Annotated in this window: 16 protein-coding genes, 1 tRNA gene and 2 pseudogenes; 2 read left to right on the forward strand and 17 right to left on the reverse strand. The window is 44.1% G+C overall.

Going from position 1 to position 19,495, the window contains the following annotated elements:
• Window positions 1-447: 447 nt before the first annotated feature.
• A pseudogene (locus tag ACHHV8_RS24730) lies at window positions 448-1,108 on the reverse strand (FusB/FusC family EF-G-binding protein).
• A gap of 462 nt (window positions 1,109-1,570) precedes the next feature.
• Between ACHHV8_RS24730 and ACHHV8_RS24735 the strand changes: the two are divergent.
• The gene (locus ACHHV8_RS24735) at window positions 1,571-2,752 is read left to right on the forward strand and encodes an S-layer homology domain-containing protein (protein ID WP_395162076.1); all 1,182 of its coding nucleotides are present in this window, start codon (window positions 1,571-1,573) and stop codon (window positions 2,750-2,752) included.
• 93 nt (window positions 2,753-2,845) lie between these two features.
• Here ACHHV8_RS24735 and ACHHV8_RS24740 read toward each other — a convergent pair whose 3' ends face one another.
• From ACHHV8_RS24740 to nrdR, 12 genes are all read right to left on the reverse strand, one after another.
• Window positions 2,846-3,331: a DUF3231 family protein gene (locus ACHHV8_RS24740; RefSeq protein ID WP_395162077.1), complete on the reverse strand. Its 486-nt coding sequence runs from the start codon at window positions 3,329-3,331 to the stop codon at window positions 2,846-2,848.
• Window positions 3,332-3,405: 74 nt separating this feature from the next.
• A complete protein-coding gene (locus ACHHV8_RS24745; protein WP_395162078.1) occupies window positions 3,406-3,618 on the reverse strand; it encodes a hypothetical protein in 213 nt (70 codons plus the stop codon).
• Window positions 3,619-3,840: 222 nt separating this feature from the next.
• The gene (locus ACHHV8_RS24750; RefSeq protein ID WP_395162079.1) at window positions 3,841-4,410 is read right to left on the reverse strand and encodes an SF0329 family protein; all 570 of its coding nucleotides are present in this window, start codon (window positions 4,408-4,410) and stop codon (window positions 3,841-3,843) included.
• A 358-nt stretch (window positions 4,411-4,768) separates the two neighbouring features.
• Complete coding sequence (locus tag ACHHV8_RS24755) at window positions 4,769-5,158, reverse strand: YkvA family protein (RefSeq protein ID WP_395162080.1); 390 nt, start codon at window positions 5,156-5,158, stop codon at window positions 4,769-4,771.
• 165 nt (window positions 5,159-5,323) lie between these two features.
• Window positions 5,324-7,426, reverse strand: a complete 2,103-nt coding sequence (locus ACHHV8_RS24760; protein WP_395162081.1) for a protein kinase domain-containing protein — start codon at window positions 7,424-7,426, stop codon at window positions 5,324-5,326.
• Window positions 7,368-10,091: an SbcC/MukB-like Walker B domain-containing protein gene (locus ACHHV8_RS24765; protein WP_395162082.1), complete on the reverse strand. Its 2,724-nt coding sequence runs from the start codon at window positions 10,089-10,091 to the stop codon at window positions 7,368-7,370. Before ACHHV8_RS24765 ends, ACHHV8_RS24760 begins: the two co-directional genes overlap by 59 nt.
• Window positions 10,052-11,494 carry a hypothetical protein gene (locus tag ACHHV8_RS24770; protein WP_395162083.1) on the reverse strand — a complete coding sequence of 481 codons (1,443 nt, stop codon included), beginning with the start codon at window positions 11,492-11,494 and terminating at the stop codon, window positions 10,052-10,054. The genes ACHHV8_RS24765 and ACHHV8_RS24770 overlap by 40 nt, the downstream gene beginning before the upstream one ends.
• On the reverse strand, window positions 11,491-12,648 hold the full coding sequence (locus tag ACHHV8_RS24775; RefSeq protein WP_395162084.1) for a DUF2398 family protein: 1,158 nt from the start codon (window positions 12,646-12,648) through the stop codon (window positions 11,491-11,493). Before ACHHV8_RS24775 ends, ACHHV8_RS24770 begins: the two co-directional genes overlap by 4 nt.
• The gene (locus ACHHV8_RS24780; RefSeq protein WP_395162085.1) at window positions 12,648-14,144 is read right to left on the reverse strand and encodes a TIGR02677 family protein; all 1,497 of its coding nucleotides are present in this window, start codon (window positions 14,142-14,144) and stop codon (window positions 12,648-12,650) included. The genes ACHHV8_RS24775 and ACHHV8_RS24780 overlap by 1 nt, the downstream gene beginning before the upstream one ends.
• 156 nt (window positions 14,145-14,300) lie before the next feature.
• The gene (locus ACHHV8_RS24785; protein ID WP_395162086.1) at window positions 14,301-14,987 is read right to left on the reverse strand and encodes an IS3 family transposase; all 687 of its coding nucleotides are present in this window, start codon (window positions 14,985-14,987) and stop codon (window positions 14,301-14,303) included.
• Window positions 14,988-15,523: 536 nt separating this feature from the next.
• Window positions 15,524-15,596, reverse strand: a tRNA-Ala gene (locus ACHHV8_RS24790).
• A gap of 70 nt (window positions 15,597-15,666) precedes the next feature.
• Window positions 15,667-16,137: a transcriptional regulator NrdR gene (nrdR, locus tag ACHHV8_RS24795; protein WP_395162087.1), complete on the reverse strand. Its 471-nt coding sequence runs from the start codon at window positions 16,135-16,137 to the stop codon at window positions 15,667-15,669.
• 155 nt (window positions 16,138-16,292) lie between these two features.
• On the opposite strand from nrdR, the gene ACHHV8_RS24800 reads away from it, so the two are divergent.
• Window positions 16,293-16,517, forward strand: coding sequence for an alpha/beta-type small acid-soluble spore protein (locus ACHHV8_RS24800; RefSeq protein ID WP_395162088.1), 225 nt, complete (start codon window positions 16,293-16,295; stop codon window positions 16,515-16,517).
• Window positions 16,518-16,611: 94 nt separating this feature from the next.
• On the opposite strand, the gene ACHHV8_RS24805 is transcribed toward ACHHV8_RS24800, so the two are convergent.
• The 4 genes and pseudogenes from ACHHV8_RS24805 to mutM form a co-directional block, all read right to left on the reverse strand.
• Complete coding sequence (locus ACHHV8_RS24805) at window positions 16,612-17,196, reverse strand: lytic transglycosylase domain-containing protein (RefSeq protein ID WP_395162089.1); 585 nt, start codon at window positions 17,194-17,196, stop codon at window positions 16,612-16,614.
• Complete coding sequence (coaE, locus tag ACHHV8_RS24810; protein WP_395162090.1) at window positions 17,193-17,789, reverse strand: dephospho-CoA kinase; 597 nt, start codon at window positions 17,787-17,789, stop codon at window positions 17,193-17,195. Before coaE ends, ACHHV8_RS24805 begins: the two co-directional genes overlap by 4 nt.
• Before the next feature lie 34 nt (window positions 17,790-17,823).
• Window positions 17,824-18,538 (reverse strand): annotated as a pseudogene (ytaF, locus tag ACHHV8_RS24815) (sporulation membrane protein YtaF).
• 87 nt (window positions 18,539-18,625) lie between these two features.
• Window positions 18,626-19,477, reverse strand: a complete 852-nt coding sequence (gene mutM, locus ACHHV8_RS24820; protein WP_395162091.1) for a DNA-formamidopyrimidine glycosylase — start codon at window positions 19,475-19,477, stop codon at window positions 18,626-18,628.
• Window positions 19,478-19,495 lie beyond the last annotated feature (18 nt).

A 19,495-nucleotide genomic window follows, 5' to 3' on the forward strand; every position in this document is an offset into this window, starting at 1 on the left:
AAACAGCGGATGTCTTTAAGTATGAATCAACAAAAATATGTATAAAAATATCAAATTTTATCGAATTTTGTATTTTACATAGTCATATAGTACTATATTCGATATCGTTAAACAATAAAAATATTACTTATGGCTCATTAAATTTCTCTAATGTTTCCATCCGCTACCAAAAAACATAAAAAGAAAACCGCTAAACCCAGCCGCGCAGTAATTTACATGCCGGGGGTTTGCGGTTACTATCAGTAAGAAAGTATAGCCTTGGTTGAGGCCACTGAAGAACTTAAGATTTTGATATACAGGAAAAAGGTGCAGCCTCTTCAAAAAAACTTGTGAGGATACTACACCTTTTCTCATTGGGACTTTTTCAGCGGCCTCCCGTCGTTGGCAGGCTCCTTTTACGACTTAGCTTGATTTGCCGTAACGACAATATTTGGAGACAAAATTTCCTTACGGCTCACGGTTTCCGGTCACCTCGCGGACAAACTTCTCCAGGGGGATCCCATTCGTGATGTTCTTGTTGCATACGCTGCTGTCCACACACAAATAATTGCCGATCGCCTTATAGTATTCCGGCGAAGCGTTGGCCGGCCTCCATTTGGTTACTGCGGAAAATAAAGCGACCTCTTCATGCCGGTTGCACACGAAGCATACGCCTTTATTCGTCGGAGTCTGTCTTCCTTCAATACCGACCCATTGACCGTCCAGATGATAAACGATAAACAATTTATTCGTCGCGATGTCCGCCCAGCCGAGATAAGTGAGATACCGGGTATCGACAGCCGATAAATCCGGCGCTTTCAGCTTCTTGACCTTAGGGAACAGCTTGGCAAGCTGCTTTGCGGTCAATGGCGGAAGAGGCTCCAAATAAGGCTCCAGCGCATTCAGATAATCCCGGAATTGTTCCGGCGTGCGCAGCGAAGAGAGCTGCCAGCAGCTGCTTCTCCTGCTCTCCGGCATCCGGAAACGCATCTAAAATCGCGGTTTGAGCGCTGTATCTTACCGACTCTACTACCTTCGGATCGGAAACGGTCTGGCATGCTCGCTGCAGCAGACCCGCCTGCTTTTTAATTAAATTATATTGATGGTTTCTAATGAACGTTTTCATCATTGCTTTCAGCCCCTTATTTTTTATTTCAAAAAATAGGTGCAAAGCCTGTCATTAGAAACGATATTTATATTATTGGGCGACCTGTTATCAGTAACCGTCCGCCCATGCAAAGTATCGCCCTAAGCCTAGGCTTTGCATGAGCTGCTTCTTGTTCCGGCAAATTGATTTGCCATTTCGATCAGCCTCCATTCACCTGCTATTATAAATGACTGGAAGCGTGCGCTGCAATTCCAAATTCTTTTAAAATAAAATCCCCGGAGCCGATGAAGCGAATCCAAATCGAATACGAAGGAATGCTGCAAAAAGCGAGAAGGCCTGCAACCGGCGCTTCCGGGCTTTTTTGTCCGGTAAGAACAATCGCATATTACAAGTATTGACAATTTTATTGATAATGATTATCATTATCGTAATATGCTTTTTTTATAGCGTCACGAACTAATGAAAAAAGGAGTGTACTTACAGTTGAACAATCATTTGAAGCGATCGGCGGCCGTCTGGCTCTCCCTGGCCTTATTTCTCTCCTCTCTTCTCTCCGTCTTTCATTTCGGCGCCGGAACGGCCGAAGCCGCCGCGCAAGCATCGGATGAGCTGGCCGACGGGCAATATACGATCGGTTTTACCATTTACAAGAACAATACGGATGAACAATCGGTCATGTATGATTACGTCGACAGAAACAGCGGTAAATTAACGGTGTCCGGCGGCAAAAAGTACGTCTCGTTTCTGATGAAACAGAGCGCGGAGACCAAATCGTTCAAGACGATGGTGGGCGGCGTTCTGACCGAATCGGAAACGGTGAGTACGGACGCTGCAGCCAACACCCGTGTCGTCCGCTTTGAAGTAAGCGATTTGAAAGCCCGCTTGGACGGCTGGGTGAAGGTCTATTGGCAGCTGCCCGAGCCCATCGGTTTATACGACCATGAGTACGATGTGGATCTGGGATTCGGTACGCCGGTGCTGGTAAAGGCGGCTCCGGCGCAGACGCCACCGAGCTCCCCTGCCGTGCCGGCTGACGATCCGGTCACAACGCCGTCTACCACACCTGCTGATGATTCTCACCAATCACCGCCTTCCGGCACCTCCCCTTCCGGTGAGACTCCTGTCAGCAGCTTTACGGATTTGCAGAATCATTGGGCCCAAGCCGACATTGGACGGGCTGTAGGACTAGGCATCGTGAACGGCTACGAGGATGGAGGCTTTCACCCGAATGCGGCGATCAACCGCGCCGAATTTACAATCCTGCTCAGCAGAGCGCTGAAGCTGGGAGAAAGCCAGACCCCGCTTCAATTCTCGGATGAAGGCAGCATCCCATCCTGGGTGAAGCCGTATCTTGCACCCGTTGTGCAGGCGGGTATCATTAACGGCTACGAGGACGGCTCGTTCCAGTCCGACCGTCAAATCAGCCGCGCCGAGCTGGCGGTTATCATCGCACGCGCCCTAAAGCTGGAGGCGGATGCAAGCGCGCAAATAAGCTTCGCGGATGCGAACCTTATTCCGCAATGGGCGCAGGCGGAGGTTGCCGCAGCCCAGAAGCAGGGCATCATCAGCGGGCGGGATAATAACACATTCGCACCGAATGACAGTGCAACACGCGCCGAAGCGGTCACCCTGATCCTGGCGCTTCAGAATAAACTGCAGAAGTAAGCAATACCAAAAAACGAAGGCAGCTTCAGCGCTCCCTTCGTTTTTTAGTTATATGTATGCCATGCATAACTTGCGGTTCGCTAGCAGCCATTTTCAGCTTTTCACCAGGGCTTTTCTGTCCGCCGCTTCCGGTTGTTTTTCCAGCCAGCCATGCTTTACCATAATTTTAAAGCACAGAGCCCCGGCCTCCATTGCATGGCTGAATACAATTTTGTAATTGACAATGATATCCGATCTTAAGCTGGAGCCTAAGGCCGCGCCATAATAAGAAAGTGCCGCATTGACTAAAAAAGCCGCGTGAAACATCATTAATTTATCCGAAAAGGGACTTACCTTCGCATCGGTGATGTCCGAATCCCATCGCTCAGGTATCGGCAAATCATCCTTCTCCAGTATGGCGGCAAAGCTGTCAGCGTCTTCCCCCGCTAATTTTACATTTTTCAGCATAAATTTACACACGTCGTCCAATCCCGCTACCTGACTGAAAGCCAGGCTTAATGACCTGATAAATCCCGTTTTCTTGGTTTCCGCAGCGGTTAAATTTTTTTGCTTCGTTTGATCCATAATTTGAGATAGCAAGGCTATTATTTCCGCACTCGAGGTGCCGGAGTTTACTTTTTCCTTGATCAATTGAGTAAAAAGATGCGATACATCTAAAGCAGCGTGCTCCGCTTGCTTATTTTCCCCGACCATTGAACTAAAAAAGTATTTAAGTCGGAATCGATTGTTCCTGCGTTATTCTTCTCCTCAATCAGCTCAGTCAAAATCTCGGATACGAGCCGCTGGTTTATCTTGATTTGGCTTTCTAACTGGCCAATAAGCTCGGCTAATTCCGAACCCGTCGGGCTCATCGTTGCCGTATCCATAGGCTACAACCTCCTATTTGTTTGGAATCCGTTGCATTTCGTCTGCGTTTACGTTTGTTATATTGTTAATCTAGTTTGTATTTGTTATGTAGTAAAAAAACGGCATTTCTGCCGTTTTTTTCGCCAACGATTTACGAACATTATTTTCCTACAAAAAAACCTTTAAACACTCTGAATTTCCTGTGTTTAAAGGCCTTTTTCCTTAGGAGTCTGAAATGTCGTTTAGAACGTGCCAAGCCTTAGTTCAAAAAAATACTGCACAGCCGGATGCTTTAGCTTGATTTTTTCCGACATATTTAAAATCCGCTTTTTCCCGACCCGCCTGTCCATCAATGCCAAAATATTCAATAACATATCCTTGCTTTCGATGCTTTCCTCAATAGGCGAGGATAAAAATTTAGCAGCTGCAGCCATAAAATCGGATTTACTGAGTGAAGATTGTGCTGCCAAAAGCTCCTTTGCCAATTCGGATATTTCTCTGCTTCGCGCAATAACGATTAAACGATCTTCCGGAATCTTATCCCCCATATTCATTCTTACAGCCTTTATTTGTTCAGGGCTGATCGGAATATCGATACCCGGGTCGTTTTTTATTTCCTGCTCCGATTGATACCATTTGATTAAGGTCGTCGCATCGCTCATATTCAATATATTTTTTTTATCAACCATGATATAACAAATCCCTGCTTTATCGGGCAAATAACGATAGCCGGTTGCACGGTATTCCACTTTCCCTTGTAACGCTGGACTGAGAAAGCTCTCCAATTGCTGCTTCAATTTGCTCCAGGACATGATATTCTCCTAAGTTTTAATTTTAAGCAAATATTAAATAATAAACATTACGGGTAAGATAGTTTGTAAGGCGATAAACTGGGGTCATAATTTACAGAGGCGTTATTCGCTTATTCTTCACTTACAATACTAGAGCATTTAGAATAAATCAAACGAGTCTTTGCCGTCCGCGCGGGGCGAACATCATTCGTATCAAGAAAAAGCCTGCAAGTCATGAGTCGGGTACAGTACCGAACTCATGACTTGCAGGCTTCATTAATGTCTAACTTTTTGAGTCACTTCACAAGAGTGGCCGGTTATTTATTAAACCTGTCCACTTGAAAGAGAGCATAGCAGCTTTAGGGACAACATCTTTACTTTATCTAGATAGCTTTGCATTAATAAAGTTAATTTCATCTTTTATATCTGAACCGAACCAATCCAAGACTTTATTACGGGCATTCACTTTAATGTCAGCATCAATGTACATGGCTACCGTTAATAGTGCTCCAATAAGTACCCCAAGGTCATCTCCGAAACCTATTCCTGGTGTTATATCTGGGATAATATCCAAAGGACTAATAAAGTAGCCAAGAGCACCAATTATCACTGCTTTTGCTTTAATAGGAACCTTTGGGCTTTGAAGAGCGAAATATAGGAGTAAAGCGGCATAGACAACTTTGCTTCCGGCTTTTTTTGCGAATTTTTTTAATTTTAACCAGAAAGAATCATCTGAGTAGTCCTTTACATATTTAGAGTTGTCTTGCATATAAGTCACCTCAGTTATTTAATATGATCAATAAATATAGTACATTAGAACTACTATTCAGTCAATTATTTCCTAGTTTTCTATATTTTCATCAGTAATACGAGCGATGTCTGGAAATTTGCGATGGCCCCCATTCTGCAAAATGAACGTAAAAAAGATATTCTGCTAATAATCGTTCAATACATCTCGTATATCGATCGGATAGTGGATATCCTTCAGAATACTGATTAGCAATTCATGATACGAAAAAAAATGTTTCTCAATTAGTTGAGCCATTTGCACGGAGATTTTACTATAACTTACTAGGAACCTCATAATTTCAACGAGTATTAATTGAGCTAGATTGTTATTCACTTCTAATGCAACTACCATTAGAATGTATATGGCATCTGTTTGTAGTCCTAAATTTTGTGTTCCTCTAAAAACCCCAGCGATCCGTAATGATATTTGATTCCAATCTTCTTCAGAACACCCCTCAAGTCTAGAAATATTCTCTCTAGCTATATTCATAAAAGGGATCATTACCTTTTCATTTTTAATGCATTCTTTCAGAACTTCTAAAGGAATTGAGATAAGAGGTCGAATAAATCTCTCAAAAACTTCATTAGATGCCTCAATTCGAACTGCGGTCATACAATCTAAAACATGAGCAACATCGACGAAAAAATCCTGGAATCCATATATACTTAAACTGAGGAATGAATGACTCTCTTTAGCCAAGGAACTGTTAATATCATCCATTAATTCGCTAACTGTCTGATATCGTTTGGAACGCTCTTCTTCCATAGCCTTCGCAATAATAAGATGATGGTTAATTATTGTTTTAAATCGTGGACTTGGGGGCTCTCCAGCAAATAAATAGTATAATAAGGTACCAAGTGAATAAATATCTGAAAGATGGTCAGCATTCTTCAAACTTTTCATTTGCTCTGGAGCTGCAAACCCCCATCTTCCATATCCACCAACTGAAAGGCTGGTTGATGCAGAGAGTGATCGGTGATCTTTCGCCAGTCCAAAATCAGCAACCTTTGCAAGTACAGTCCCATCTTCATTTTTGAAAAGTAAAATATTGTGAGGAGCTAAATCCCGATGATTGATTTCACAGTCATGAAGGTAAGCTACGCCACTTAAAATATCTTTAAATATACTTATCCTCACTTCATTTGATACACCAGGGTTTAACTCTAACCACTTTTCCAATGAGTTTTCAGCCAAGGGCATTGTGAATAAAATCCGTTCCTGCTCAAGCTCCACATTATATATATCTATTATATTAGGATGAATTATCTTATCTTTCAAAATTCTTACTTCCTTTTTAAAACGCTGTAAGTAATCCTCGCCTTCTTTCCCATACTCACTTAAAAAATATGACTTTTCAAAAAGAACCTTGCACGCCACTTCTTTTTTTAAAACTGGATCAAAAACTCTATAGACTTCTGCAAAAGCCCCCTCACCAATCTTTTCTAAAGCGATTAAATTATAGTTATGAACCGCCTCGTTTTGCTCTTTTGAAATCCACAAACGATGCGTTATTCTAGTAGCATCTGGACAAAACAAAATATGATAACCCTGCAAGAGTTCCTTTATTTGTTCTTCGGTCGGTTTTGAAAAGAGTTCCTCACCAGCATTTAAATAATTTAACACCTGCAAAGCAAATAACATTATCTTACCCCCATCGGACTTGGGGTTCAAAGCATGAAAATCATCTGTAAGTTCATGGGCAAGCACAGGCAGAAAAACATCATTGCTTAACGGCAAGCAACAAAACATTTTGTTGATAAGCCCCAGCAAATGCCAAAGGAGATCCGGATTTTTTTTATACATTATATGGATAGATGGTGCATTATTATACTCTTTTATAAATGAAATAAACTTGTAAAAAGAACCGTCCGAACTAGGTTGTTGCATGAAGTATTGAAAAAACTGTTCTTTCTCTTCTTCTCTCTCTTCTTGAATCTTTCGTTTAGTTCTAAGTGGTTGTTGGGCATAAGCTTCTAGTAGAGAATGTAAGTCTACTTCAAATCCGGCATCCAGAATTGCCTGTTCAAAATCGGTTGCTTTCACCGTCACTTTATTATTTTCAATTCTAATCTTACGGCCCATCAACCCGCGTAAGGTATCGATTTCTATCTGCATAGGATTAGATATTTCTACTTTTCCAAATGAACCGTAGCTACGAAACTTTTCTTCAAATAAATAAAGGAGCCGATCAAATCCGGGCTGACTCCGAAGTCGCTGCAACAAGACCGTGAGATTGTTTTTCGACATAGTATTCCTCCAAAAAATGGCCGCTTGGAAGCTCGTGTTTATCTGCCCCATCCCAATAATATCGACCTAGCGCTAATGTCTTTTCATTCACTCTACGCAGGATTTCTATAATTGAGAGTTCCTTAACTGTTTCATATGTTCCCCAAAGGATCTGGGAATTCATCAAATAATCGAAATCAAACTGTGAGATAAGTCCAAAAATATTTTCAATATTTTCATGATCGATCCCCGCGAATGCTTCGTCGAGAGAAAACAAGCGGGGGGCATCGGATCTGGCATGTTTATACTTTGCAGCGGCTGCGGCAAACAATGGGCTGTACATGGAAATGCCTTTTTCGCCGCCACTCATAGTCTCGAAAACTTTAAGGGTAAATTCTTCGAAATCCGCTTGTCTATCTTTTTGATAATACAATACAAACCTATACCATTTTCGATAATCTAGCAGTTCTTTCATTTTGGTAGTTAATGAGAACCGTGTGTCCTCTTTCGTCATAAATCGTGCTTGCTCAACTTTAGCTTTAAAATGCTCCGCTATCCGTTCTAGATCACGATTATTCAGCCATTGAGTTTCCTTAGAAAGAAGTTCAACTAGCTTGTCCGTCGACAGCTCCCCCTGTTCTTTGGCAGGAAGCGGTTTCCATTTGAGTTGCATCCGAACGGTAGTATCAATACTCGAAAGGAATTGATTGGCCTCCTTCTCCCATTTTCTCGCCTTTTCTATCAAATCGCGAATGCTGGAACCAATATCATCAATTAGTACTTTCTCGTAAAGTTCCCGTTCTTTTTCTTGAATGGCGAGCGCCGTTTCATCGCGAGTGGCTTGCAATTCGCCAAGTAATTGAACAGGCTTTATCTCGATATAACTGGGTACGAACGTTACAAAAAGCCGATCAGTAAAGTGACGAAGCATTTCCCAATCTCGACCTTCACCTACGCTTCTAATTTTTAACGTGTACCTGGTCTGCTTCATATCTTGATCTACTAATTCACGCTCACTGTCATAGATTGCTCGATTCAGCGCCTCTTGTATATCACTCGCCTTTAATGCCGCGTACTCCGATTCCAAATGTTGAGCCGCGACACGCGCAGTCCAATGAGCATCGGTAAAAGTAAAGCTTTTCTCCTCTTGGAATAAAGACTCCCATCCCTGCTTGAGTTCTTCTAGTTCCAGAATAGCTGAGCGCTGGTTTTCGTTTTTTTTCTCTAGTTCAGAAATAGCCGACCGGAGATCGGCTCGACGTTCAATTCCTTGATCCCTAGCTGTTTCAGTTTCTTTTTTCTTCGAAACTACTTCATCAATTTGCACCAATATATTTTGTTCGTCATCTTCTTTTGTGATCAGCTCCAAAACAGTCTTTAACTTGACTTCTTGGGTATTCTGTTCCCGAGTTACATCTACCTTTTGCTCTTGAATAGTTTCTAGTTCATTCTCTAGATCATCGATCCTAATTGAAGCATCTTGCACTTTTTCTGATAATCTCTTTCTCTGCAGCAAACGATGGAAAAAGTTACTGAGTTGTGTACTATATGCCCCTAGGTTGTCAAGAACAGTCTGATAGGCTTCCGACGTTCTTTCAATGCGATGATATGGTGCAGATTTGTACAAAAATTCATTGATGATCGGTAAATTTTTTTGTTTCAAGGTTTGCAAGTTGGCTTCTTGTTGCTCCACCTGAGCATTGGCCATTTTTTCTTCCGTATCCAAAATTCTGCGCTGTTTTTCCACCTTTTTCATAGGCTCGAGAGAAGGAAAATTCAAAAAGTCCGCTTTCAAGAGCCGTTGCTGATTCTCAAAAAACGATATGCGATCCTCGGCCTCATCAACTCGATTTTGCGCAAACTGGATATCTGCTTGCAAGCTCAGAAGACGTTTTTCTCTTATGGCTTCTCTTGCAGCTTTTCCGATTAACTGATCTTCTTGAACTGGCGCACTCCCGTGAATAAAACCACTTTGAAACTCTCCAGAATGCAAAAGATAGGATTCATCGGACTTGGAAATGGATATTCCTTGAAGTAATCGCTCTATTCGAGATTGTGATAAAAATTCAGTGGGTATTGCTACCAAATACTCTGTTAGATTTTGAGTTTTAATTGGCTGGGTACGAACGATTGGAAGCATTTCGGAAACGTGATCTTCATCTTCTTCTGTAACCACAAGAGAAGTAAGAAGACCTGATCTTGAAATGGCTGCTTCAATGTTTTTTCGAGTCTGCTCATCTACCTCGAAACGAAAATCAACAACTTCATAAAAACTCGCAAACATGATACCTTGCTCCCGAAGAGCGTAACGACTAGCCTGTTCATCGTTAGAGTATATAGGCTCTATTTCAGACTGATTTTTAAGCTCCTCGATTTGTTTTCTCCAAATGGCTTGCTGACCTTTCTCGTGTGTTATAGTATACTTATGCCCCTCAATTTCTCGAACAATCGGTTCTTCTTGCATTTGCTTCTGCTCGCTACACCAGGACTCTACTTCGCGCGAAGCCTCCTCAATCTCCTCATAAAAAAATGATTCAAAAAAACCAACCAATTGTTGTTTGGGCTTTTCTTCAAGCACAAAGACTTGAGTGTGGGTTTGCCATGATTCTAAATCTTCGTTCAACTTTTCACGAGTATGTTTAGCGTTTACTTGAAGTTCTTCCCCTTTCTTTTTAACGGTCTCCAACTGCTCTCCGCATCCTTTTCACGTAGTCGACAAACTTCAACATCCTGAACTAGTTTTCGAATCAAGGAAAGAGCTTTTTGATGAGCTTGTAATTCTTCTTCCCAATTTTTTCGATAAAGATCCAATTCTTCTTCTCTTCCTTCTTCCAGATCCGCTAGCAATTGATCATGAGCCGTAAAAAACGTTTGTTTAGCGATTTCCGCTAACTCTTCACCAATTTCGATTATGTATTCCTCTGCTTTTTCTTTGGCGTAGGCATCTTGTTTTTGATCGTGAATTACTGATTCAAGTTTTAGACGTTTAGAATCCCAAAACTCTGTAAGTGATTTAAATGCTTTTTGGGATTTTTCAATTTCTTCTTCGTACTGGGCTTTTTGCTTTCGAAGGCTGAACACCTTGTGCCCCCTGAGATGGTTCTCCTTCACCTCTAGCGCTAGTTTTTCCGTTTCAAGTCGTGCCAGCAGCTCCGCTAGTTCTGCAATCTCAGTTTCGTGTTGTTTTAATAGTTTCTGATCACTTTCTAGCGCTTTTATCGAACGACGAAGCTGGTTTTCGATCTCAACATTTTTTTGGGCTATTTCATACAGACGATGTTCGTTATAGCTCTGATATGCTGCCTGTAGAGCCTTTAGGTATTGAAGTGAATTGTCCAGTTTTTCAAGTTTCCCTTGATGATCATCAATCGCACTAATAGTCTTAATCATAGGCATCAAATCATCATCAGTGAGTTCAGGCAACGAGTCTGACAACAGATTGGATACATCATTTGGCTTAGTGTCTCGGGAAAGTTTGGGGCTTCGAAGCTGAATTAAAATATGAATAAGCTCTTTAAACGTTTTAACAGAATCAAACCCGAATAAGTACTCATTTACCATTTCGCTATAACGAGCTGAACTTGTGGTAAATTCCCCGCCACGTCCAATTTTTTCATCTAATTGCTTTTTGGTAAGCGGGAATTTTTGGATCTCGCCGCGGACATTTTCTTCGTCGTATAAAAAGAATTCGTGTCCAATTCGCCTACCGTCATTAATCATAAAATACCAATAATCCATAGAACGCTCATTACGCCTGCCCTGCATACCAATCCCAAACGTCAAATACGAATCGCCTTTTTTATATTCAAAAAACAGATATCCCGTTGCTTCTTCCTTTTGAGAAATATTTTTTTCACCTAGTAACAAATCAACCATTAAGCGGCTTTTTCCACCAAACGGGTCTAGGCGAACTGGACTTTTATCTCCATCAAGTAAGATCGGAACCGCCATAGTTGTCGTTACGGATTTTCCACTACCGTTTGCCCCACGAACAAACAATTTCCCATTAGCAAACTCAAATACGGAGTCGGTGTGATACCAAAAATTAAAAAGCCCTAAACGATTAGGTTGGTACCGCTGGGCGCTCATTGGGTTTCCTCCTTCGGATACTCGCCTGTAATTCTCCCCGCAAGATCAAAGCAATACAATTGGTTTTCCCCAATTGGTTTGATAATTGAAAATTGCCCAAGTGCCTCAACCACCATTTTCCATACTGCTTCTGAGGATTTAGTTTGCGTAAACTCTTTGTTCCATCCATAATGAAACTTTTCTTTGATAGTAAGAAAAATCTGAAATGCTTCGCGCTCATACATCCGAATTCGGCCATATAAGTCAGGAACAATTTCTCCGCTCCGCACCCGGTCAAATACCTCCGTTGCCCACTGAATGGCTGCATTAATCGTTTGATTGTTCCAAGCATTTGGATAATACTGACCATATTGATATTCACTATGAATAATTGCACTCGTGGACTTATACTTCTCAACATGCATAGAATCGAACCGACTTTCAACTTCTGCTTGCCATGATTCAAACTCACAGTTTAAAGCTTCACGATCCGCAGGTGTAAGTTCCTCATGACGAAGAGCTGATTCTAAAAACCAGGTTCTCATGACCCGTTGCTTTGGAGTTGTTGTCTCTTCAATCTCTTTTTGTACCACATGTTCAAAATCATCAATGGTTTGGAGTTTTGAAAGATCGCTAAAATACAGAGTCAAGACACGACGAAACATGGAAGTGGTTTGGAGCAACACTTCATGATCAATTTGATCACGAAAATTTTCAATCTGCTGATCGATTTCTTCGATTATATGGTAATCTCTACAAAATTTAAGCGCCCCCACAAATGCTTTACGCGTGCTTCTGTCCTCCCAGCTAATGTTCCCTACTTCCTCTGGCGCGTAGCTGAGCATTGCTTCGCATGCATCTTGGAGAAGAAACTGCTGATCCTCTCCTTTATCCTCAAAGTAAGCAAGTAAACAAGCGAAAAACATATAACTTTGCTTCCTTTCAAAGGATAAAATCCCCATCGAAGGCCGAGCTATAAATGGAATTTTTTCGAGTTTTGCAAATGTCCCCTCTACAATCAGATGATATCGAAAATTGTTGCGAAAGTAGGCTTCCAAATCACTTTCTTGTTTCTTGATGGCATAAAACACTTCAGGATTATCCTCCTGGCGAACCCAGTAGCAATCAAATAATACTCGGACACAATCCTGAAAAGACATGGTATCTTTCATCATCAGTTAACTCCTTCAACTCGCTCAATCTCAAGATCCTTCATTGTTAGCGTGCCATCCGTAAAACGAACTTGAATCCACCGATCTGAACGTTTTGTTAATCGGAATTTGATACCATTATCCGTACGTGCAATCTTTTTACTAGAAGCACTTGCTTGTCCTATTAACTCAAGTAAGATATTTCGAATAATGGGGTGAAGAACAGGCAACTCTTCAAATACGATTCTACCATCAACGGTAAGCTCATCGAAGTACCGGCGGATAATCATTTGATGCTCTTGATGTTGTTTTAAGAGCTCATACTCTTTAAGTGGATTTTCATCAAGCGCATGTTTAATTTTCCCCGCCCTTCGTCCAGGCACATTTTTGAATATAGTAACTTCATGTGGGTCGTACTCCCAAATTGTATCGTGGTGATCATCTGATCGCTTTGGCATTGCAAAAAAATGAAACGTTTGTTGTACACCAAATACATATGCTGATAGACGATGACATTCTTCAATTGTTTCTGCTCTTGCCAATAGTCGAGCGATCTGTAGACAATCGTTTTTACGACTTTTGAAATGGTTGTAACGATCAGTTATCTGTTCGGCAATTTTAACTACGCGAACGATCGTATTCTTAGCCTGATCAATCAAAAAACGAACGCCCGGTTTTTTTCCATTAATTTCTACAAACCAACCTTTTAGACCTTGCCATTCAGATAGACGCGCGGATCGTGATTCTTCGACGTTAAAGTCACCAGATATATCTGCCGCTTCTTCCTTTGTTACGATGTGATCCACAATTCGTTGAATATTTTCATCTGAAATCTCATGAAAATATTGCCGAACCTTCTCTTGCTTGTCCATGATTACGAGAACAAAATTGCGAAGCATTTGAACGAACTTCTCTTTATAAGCCAAAAACGAAGCTGTTCGCATCATGTCTTCATTAAAAGAAGCGCGGCTAATTTGGGCAAAGAAATTTGAAGATTCAGTTTGCAATGATTTAAACCGATCCATGAGTTCCTTCCAAACGATCCGCAAGTCGTAAGGTTGCCCTTCTTTCCACTTTTTTAACTTGTCGAGCTCTTCCATCATACGATCAGGAATATGCCGTTCAAACTCGATGCCACGAATAGAACGAAGACTATTTTGAAGTCCCTCAATCATACGTTCCAATTCGATCGTTATGTCCGTGATACTATAGAGTGAACGCCGGTTTTTCAACTCTTCGATACGCTTAGCCTTAGAGGTATCTTGATGACCGAGCACATTACCCCATTTTTCTAGGCTTTTTAGTGCATCATCAAGCTCCTTTTCCGTGAGGTCTATAAACCGCCCTTCAAATTCAGGCCGCTGCTTCAGATCCGTTAAGATCTCTGAGATGGTGTACATACTCCCTTGAAACTCCAATGCGGTTTTTTGGAACAAAACCCGACAAATAGGTCGGTAGATGCCCGCTTTATCTTCTGACAAATATTTCGTTTCTTTGATTTGATCAAAGGGAGAAAACATTCTTCTATCCTTTCTTCGACTATTACTGTCGTATTAGGTTTATTTATGGTTCCGATTCATAAAACAGTTTCCAGAAAGACTCTATCTTTCTTCTTTTTCGACGTTTTCCTATTTATTCCTCCCGATAATCTAACTTTAGACTAGACACTATAGCAACTAGGCTATACTATGGCCTGTCTCCGACACTTTGTGCACGAAACTGATTAGTCCATCAAATGCCTTTCTAAACGTCTCTAATACAAGTGGATTACCGTTACGTCTGCTTATATGGTAAGCCACAATTTCACCGTTCCAAAGATCCTTTACGACGGATAAGTAAATCCGATCGTCAAATACACGATATTGCGTAACATCGGTAACCCGCTTTGATTTGGGCCTTCGGCCGTGATTCTCAGCTACTCTTCCATCCGATACAGCTGCTTCATAGCTTGTTCGATAGGCATATTTTCGATGGATGATTGCCTGGATTCCTAGCTCGCGCATGAGACGCAGAACCTTCTTATGATTCACGACATGGCCATATTGACGATACATGCGACGATACCCCACCGTCTCCTGCTTACGCCCAAATATGCACGCGGTGCCGCCGCTGTAACCCTCCCGATTCAAGATGTGTAACCACTTTTTTAAGACGTCCACCTCTAACTGCAGCCGCCGAAGTTCACGCTCCTGTTCTGTCTCAATCCTAGAAGGATTCCCTCGCTTATCCTTAAATCCAGCAATCCCGCATTCCCGATACGTCCTCATCCACTTTTTCACACGGTCCTTATCTTGAATGTCCAAATGTTCCGAAATCTTTCGGTAACTCCATCCATCTTCTACATGAAGCCGAATGGCTTCCACTTTTAATCATTTTGGATAATGCTTAAACTTTTGTCCTTTTATCGCCATAAAAATGCACCCATTAGAATTCATCGGATTAACCAAGGGGTTTTTCCAATGTCTATTCTAAGGGGTGCACTTCATAATTGGTTCCGAGGACTTTTTTTATGGAGCCTAGGGGGATGTATGAATCCCGATTGAATTTGCTCACGATGCTTTTTCGACGATGACGACCTTAGCGGTAGATTCAGACGCCGTGCTCCTCCGCTCCGCTACGTCCGCGCGGGCGAACCCCGGGGTTGGGCCCCTGCCCAGACATAAAAAAATCCCCGGAACCTAGTTGGTTCCGAGGACTTTTTTTATGGAGCCTAGGGGGATGTATGAATCCCGATTGAATTTGCTCACGATGCTTTTTCGACGATGACGACCTTAGCGGTAGATTCAGACGCCGTGCTCCTCCGCTCCGCTCCGTCCGCGCGGGCGAACCTCGGGGTTCGGCCCCTGCCCAGGCATAAAAAAATCCCCGGAACCCTAATTGGTTCCGAGGACTTTTTTTATGGAGCCTAGGGGGATCGAACCCCTGACCTCATCGCTGCCAGCGATGCGCTCTCCCAGCTGAGCTAAGGCCCCGTGTGGCGACAAAAAGAAATATACCACATGAACGAAAACCTTGTCAACAGGTTTGTCCTATTTTCTGCAGTTATTTGTCTCCAACCCCATGCTTCGATAAAATTTCCGTCAGTTCTTTCATGAACATGTTAATATCCTTGAATTGACGGTACACGGAAGCGAATCGAATATACGCCACTTCGTCGACCGGATACAGCTGTCCCATCACAATCTCGCCGATCTCGCGGCTATCCACCTCCGCCGATGCGGTGTTGCGGATCTCCTTCTCCACCTGGGAGACGATCATATCCAGCTGCTCTACGGAAACGGGACGTTTCTCGCAAGCGCGGATCAGCCCTCTCAGCATTTTTTCGCGGCTGAACTCCTCGCGGCTGCCATCTTTTTTGATGACGATCAGAGGCGTCTCCTCCACCATTTCAAACGTGGTGAAGCGTTTGGTGCACCTCTCGCATTCTCTGCGGCGGCGTATCGATTTATTCTCGTTAGCGGAGCGTGAATCCAGCACCTTCGTTCCCGCATAGTCACAGTAAGGACATTTCATTAAGGCTTCCCTCCTTTTCTTTTCGTTTCATGTTGCTTTCATTTTTATTTTCAGCCCCATAACAAACTGCCCTCGGATTTGCCAGTGAATCCCTGTAATGAACTTCAGCAAAAAGCACATAATAGGATTACCAACCGACAAGGAGGTGAACAGACATGGGTGCAGGACAATCCAGAAGCAGCAACACATTGGTTGTGCCACAAGCGAACCAAGCTTTGGATCAGTTGAAATACGAGGTAGCTCAAGAATTGGGAATCGCAATTCCACAAGACGGTTACTACGGTAACATGGCTACTCGTGACACTGGTGCAATCGGTGGACACATCACTCGCCGCCTGGTACAAATCGCTGAGCAAACACTTGCTGGCGGTAACCGCTAATTAAGCGACACACACAGAGGAAAAGAAGAAGAAGTATTGGACAACGGGCTCTTAAAGGAGCTTGTCCAATGCTTCTTTCTTTTTCCGGGTACAATCACGAAGCGATACCCCATTCTTTTGAATAGAGCTTGTGATACTTATTATAATAATACAAAACGCGCTGAATGTAATGCCTTGTTTCACCGTACGGGATACTGTCCGCATTAAGCAGCGTGCCGTCCCACTCCTCCGACTGCAGCCACCGGATAACTTTGCCCTGACCGGCGTTGTATCCGGCGATAACCGCTACCTGGTTTCCCTTAAACTGCTTGTGAAGGTAGCTTAGGTACCAGGTCCCCAGCTGAATGCTGACCGAAGGATTGTCCAGATTGTTTTTCCATTCCGGCGAGAACTTCCCCGCCTCCACGATCCAATCGGACGTTTCAGGCATCAGCTGCATTAAACCGAAGGCGCCTTTTTTGGATGAAATATTCGTTTTATAATTGGATTCGACTCGAATAATTGCGGCGATAAGCAGCGGATCAACTTCATATTTCTCCGCATTGGAGCGGATCTCTTCCTCGTACTTGATCGGATACAGCAGCTTTCCGACTTTATCGCTGCTGATGAACAGAAGGACGACGAAGGTAATGAACAGCAGAGCGAATACACGCTTTTTACGCCAAAAGCCGAAGCTCATAGCAGCCTCCTTTCCTTGAGGAAAGTTTTCACTTGACCTTCTGTCTGCTCCAAGGTGCCTTGATTATCGATGACAATATCCGCGAGTGCTTTCTTGCGCTCAATATCCATCTGGGCCCGAAGCCTCTGCTCGGCCTGCTCTCTGGTCAGTCCGTCCCGCTGCATCAGCCTGTCCAGCTGAAGCTCGCGTGGAATATATACGACCATGACCGCTTCAAACAAGGACTGCAGCTCGGATTCATATAATAAAGGAACATCCACCACGACCAGCTTGTCCGGATGCAGCCGCTGCAGCTCCGCCATCCGTTCGCGCATTGCAGCACGAATCGGCGGATGGGTAATACGCTGCAGCTCTTGAAGCGCATCCGGGCTGGCGAATACGATCTCTCCAAGCTTTTTGCGGTGGAGGGAACCGTCCGGCAGCAGCAGCTCCGCCCCCCAGCGCTCTACAATTTGCGCCAGAGCGGGCATCCCGGGCTCTACAACCTCCCGCGCAATGCGGTCGGCATCAACCAGCATCGCCCCGCGCCGCACCAACATCTCCGAAACCGTGCTTTTGCCACAGGCGATGCCTCCGGTCAAACCGATATTCATAGCCAATTCTCCTAGTATTAATAATAATGACAGCTCACAATAGTTTCATAATACCCATAATAATCAGAACGAAACCAGGGAACATCGATAATCGGCGAATCCACGACAATTCCGAGTACATAAAGCCTATCCGCAAGCCGCTGGCCAAAAACGTGCCGCTGGCCAAGGCAATGACCGTCGACGTCAGCCACGGGGTAAAGCCGATCAGCGCGGCGCCAATCCCGGCGCCAAAAGCGTCCAAAGACAGGGCGACGCCCAGTAAAAGCGCCTCATACGGCGAAATGTTGCCCGAACGGTTCGATATCCGCGATCGATGGGGTTCTCAGGATTTGAATCACCAGCCCCAGACGTTTCAGCTCGATGTACACAATTTCTTTCGTCCGGTGAACCGGCGGCATCGCGCTTTCTTCCCGAACCGTCAAATCCTTGCTATCCTGCGGATCTTTCCCGGCCGGCACTTCTTCGGACTTCTCCTCTTTCTTCTCGCTGACTACCTGGTAGACCGCCCAGATGCCGATGCCGATCAGAATAACTCCGCCGATCGCTTTGGCAAAGACCGGATCGACAAATTGGCTGATCCAGACCCCGATCTGCATCGCCATATAAATGATGCATCCGGAGCATAATGAGATAATGCCTATCGAGATGAGCGGCATCCGGATTTTGCGCAAGCCATACATGACTCCGACGCCAAAACCGTCTAAGCTTACCGCTAAAGCCAACACCAACAAGGAGACAACAGGCAGCATGAGTAAAGACCTCCCGACCGTTTTACCCTACTATATGGCGAAATTGGGCGGAGGGTGCACATCTGGCAGCGTACCACTTGCCGAAAGCTAGGCTTTTCTAATTCGTTTGCGTTTTAACGGCTGGCATTGGGGGCAAAAATGCGTGCCGCGTCCCCCGAGCACCGTCTTCTCAATAGCGTAACCGCACTCGGAGCAGGGCTCCCCTTTACGGCCATACGTTTTGAGCTGATGCTGGAAGAGACCGATTTCCCCCTGCCCGTTCACGTAAGATTTGATGGACGAGCCTCCGGCGGCGACAGCGTCGTTCAGCGTGCTGACGATAGCTTCGTGAAGAGCCGCCAGCTCTTGCGCCGACAGCGTATTAGCCTCCCGCTCCGGATGGATCTTGGCCAGAAATAAGGACTCATCCACATAAATATTCCCGATGCCGACGATATATTCCTGATTGAGCAGCAGCGGTTTGATTTTGGTCGTTCGGTGGGCAATCTTGTCCTTGAAAGCCTTCAGGGTGAAGCTCTCCTCAAGCGGCTCGAGTCCAAGCTTCTTGAGCGGCTTCTCCTCCAGCTCGCGTCCCTTGGGAAATAAATGCATCGTGCCGAACTGGCGCACATCCTTGTAGCGCAGCTCGGTGCCGTCCGTAAAATGAAACACGACATGCGTATGAAGCTCCAGCGGATCTTCCTGCTTGTACAGGCCGTAGCGGCCTTCCATCCGCAAATGCGAGACCAGCGCGAAATCGTCTAAAAGAAAGCGGAGAAACTTCCCTCTCCGCTCTATGGATTGAATCGTCTGCCCCTCCAGCAGAAGGCAGAATTCCCCGATCTCCTCGGGAAGCTGAATAATGCGGGGCAGATGAACGCTGACGCGTTCGATGCTCTTCCCTACAACCAGCTGGTTTAAGGTTCGCCGAATCGTTTCGACCTCCGGCAGCTCCGGCATGATGCTTCACCTCTGAGA

Source organism: Paenibacillus sp. TAB_01 (assembly GCF_043945595.1).
GTDB lineage: Bacteria > Bacillota > Bacilli > Paenibacillales > NBRC-103111 > Paenibacillus_S.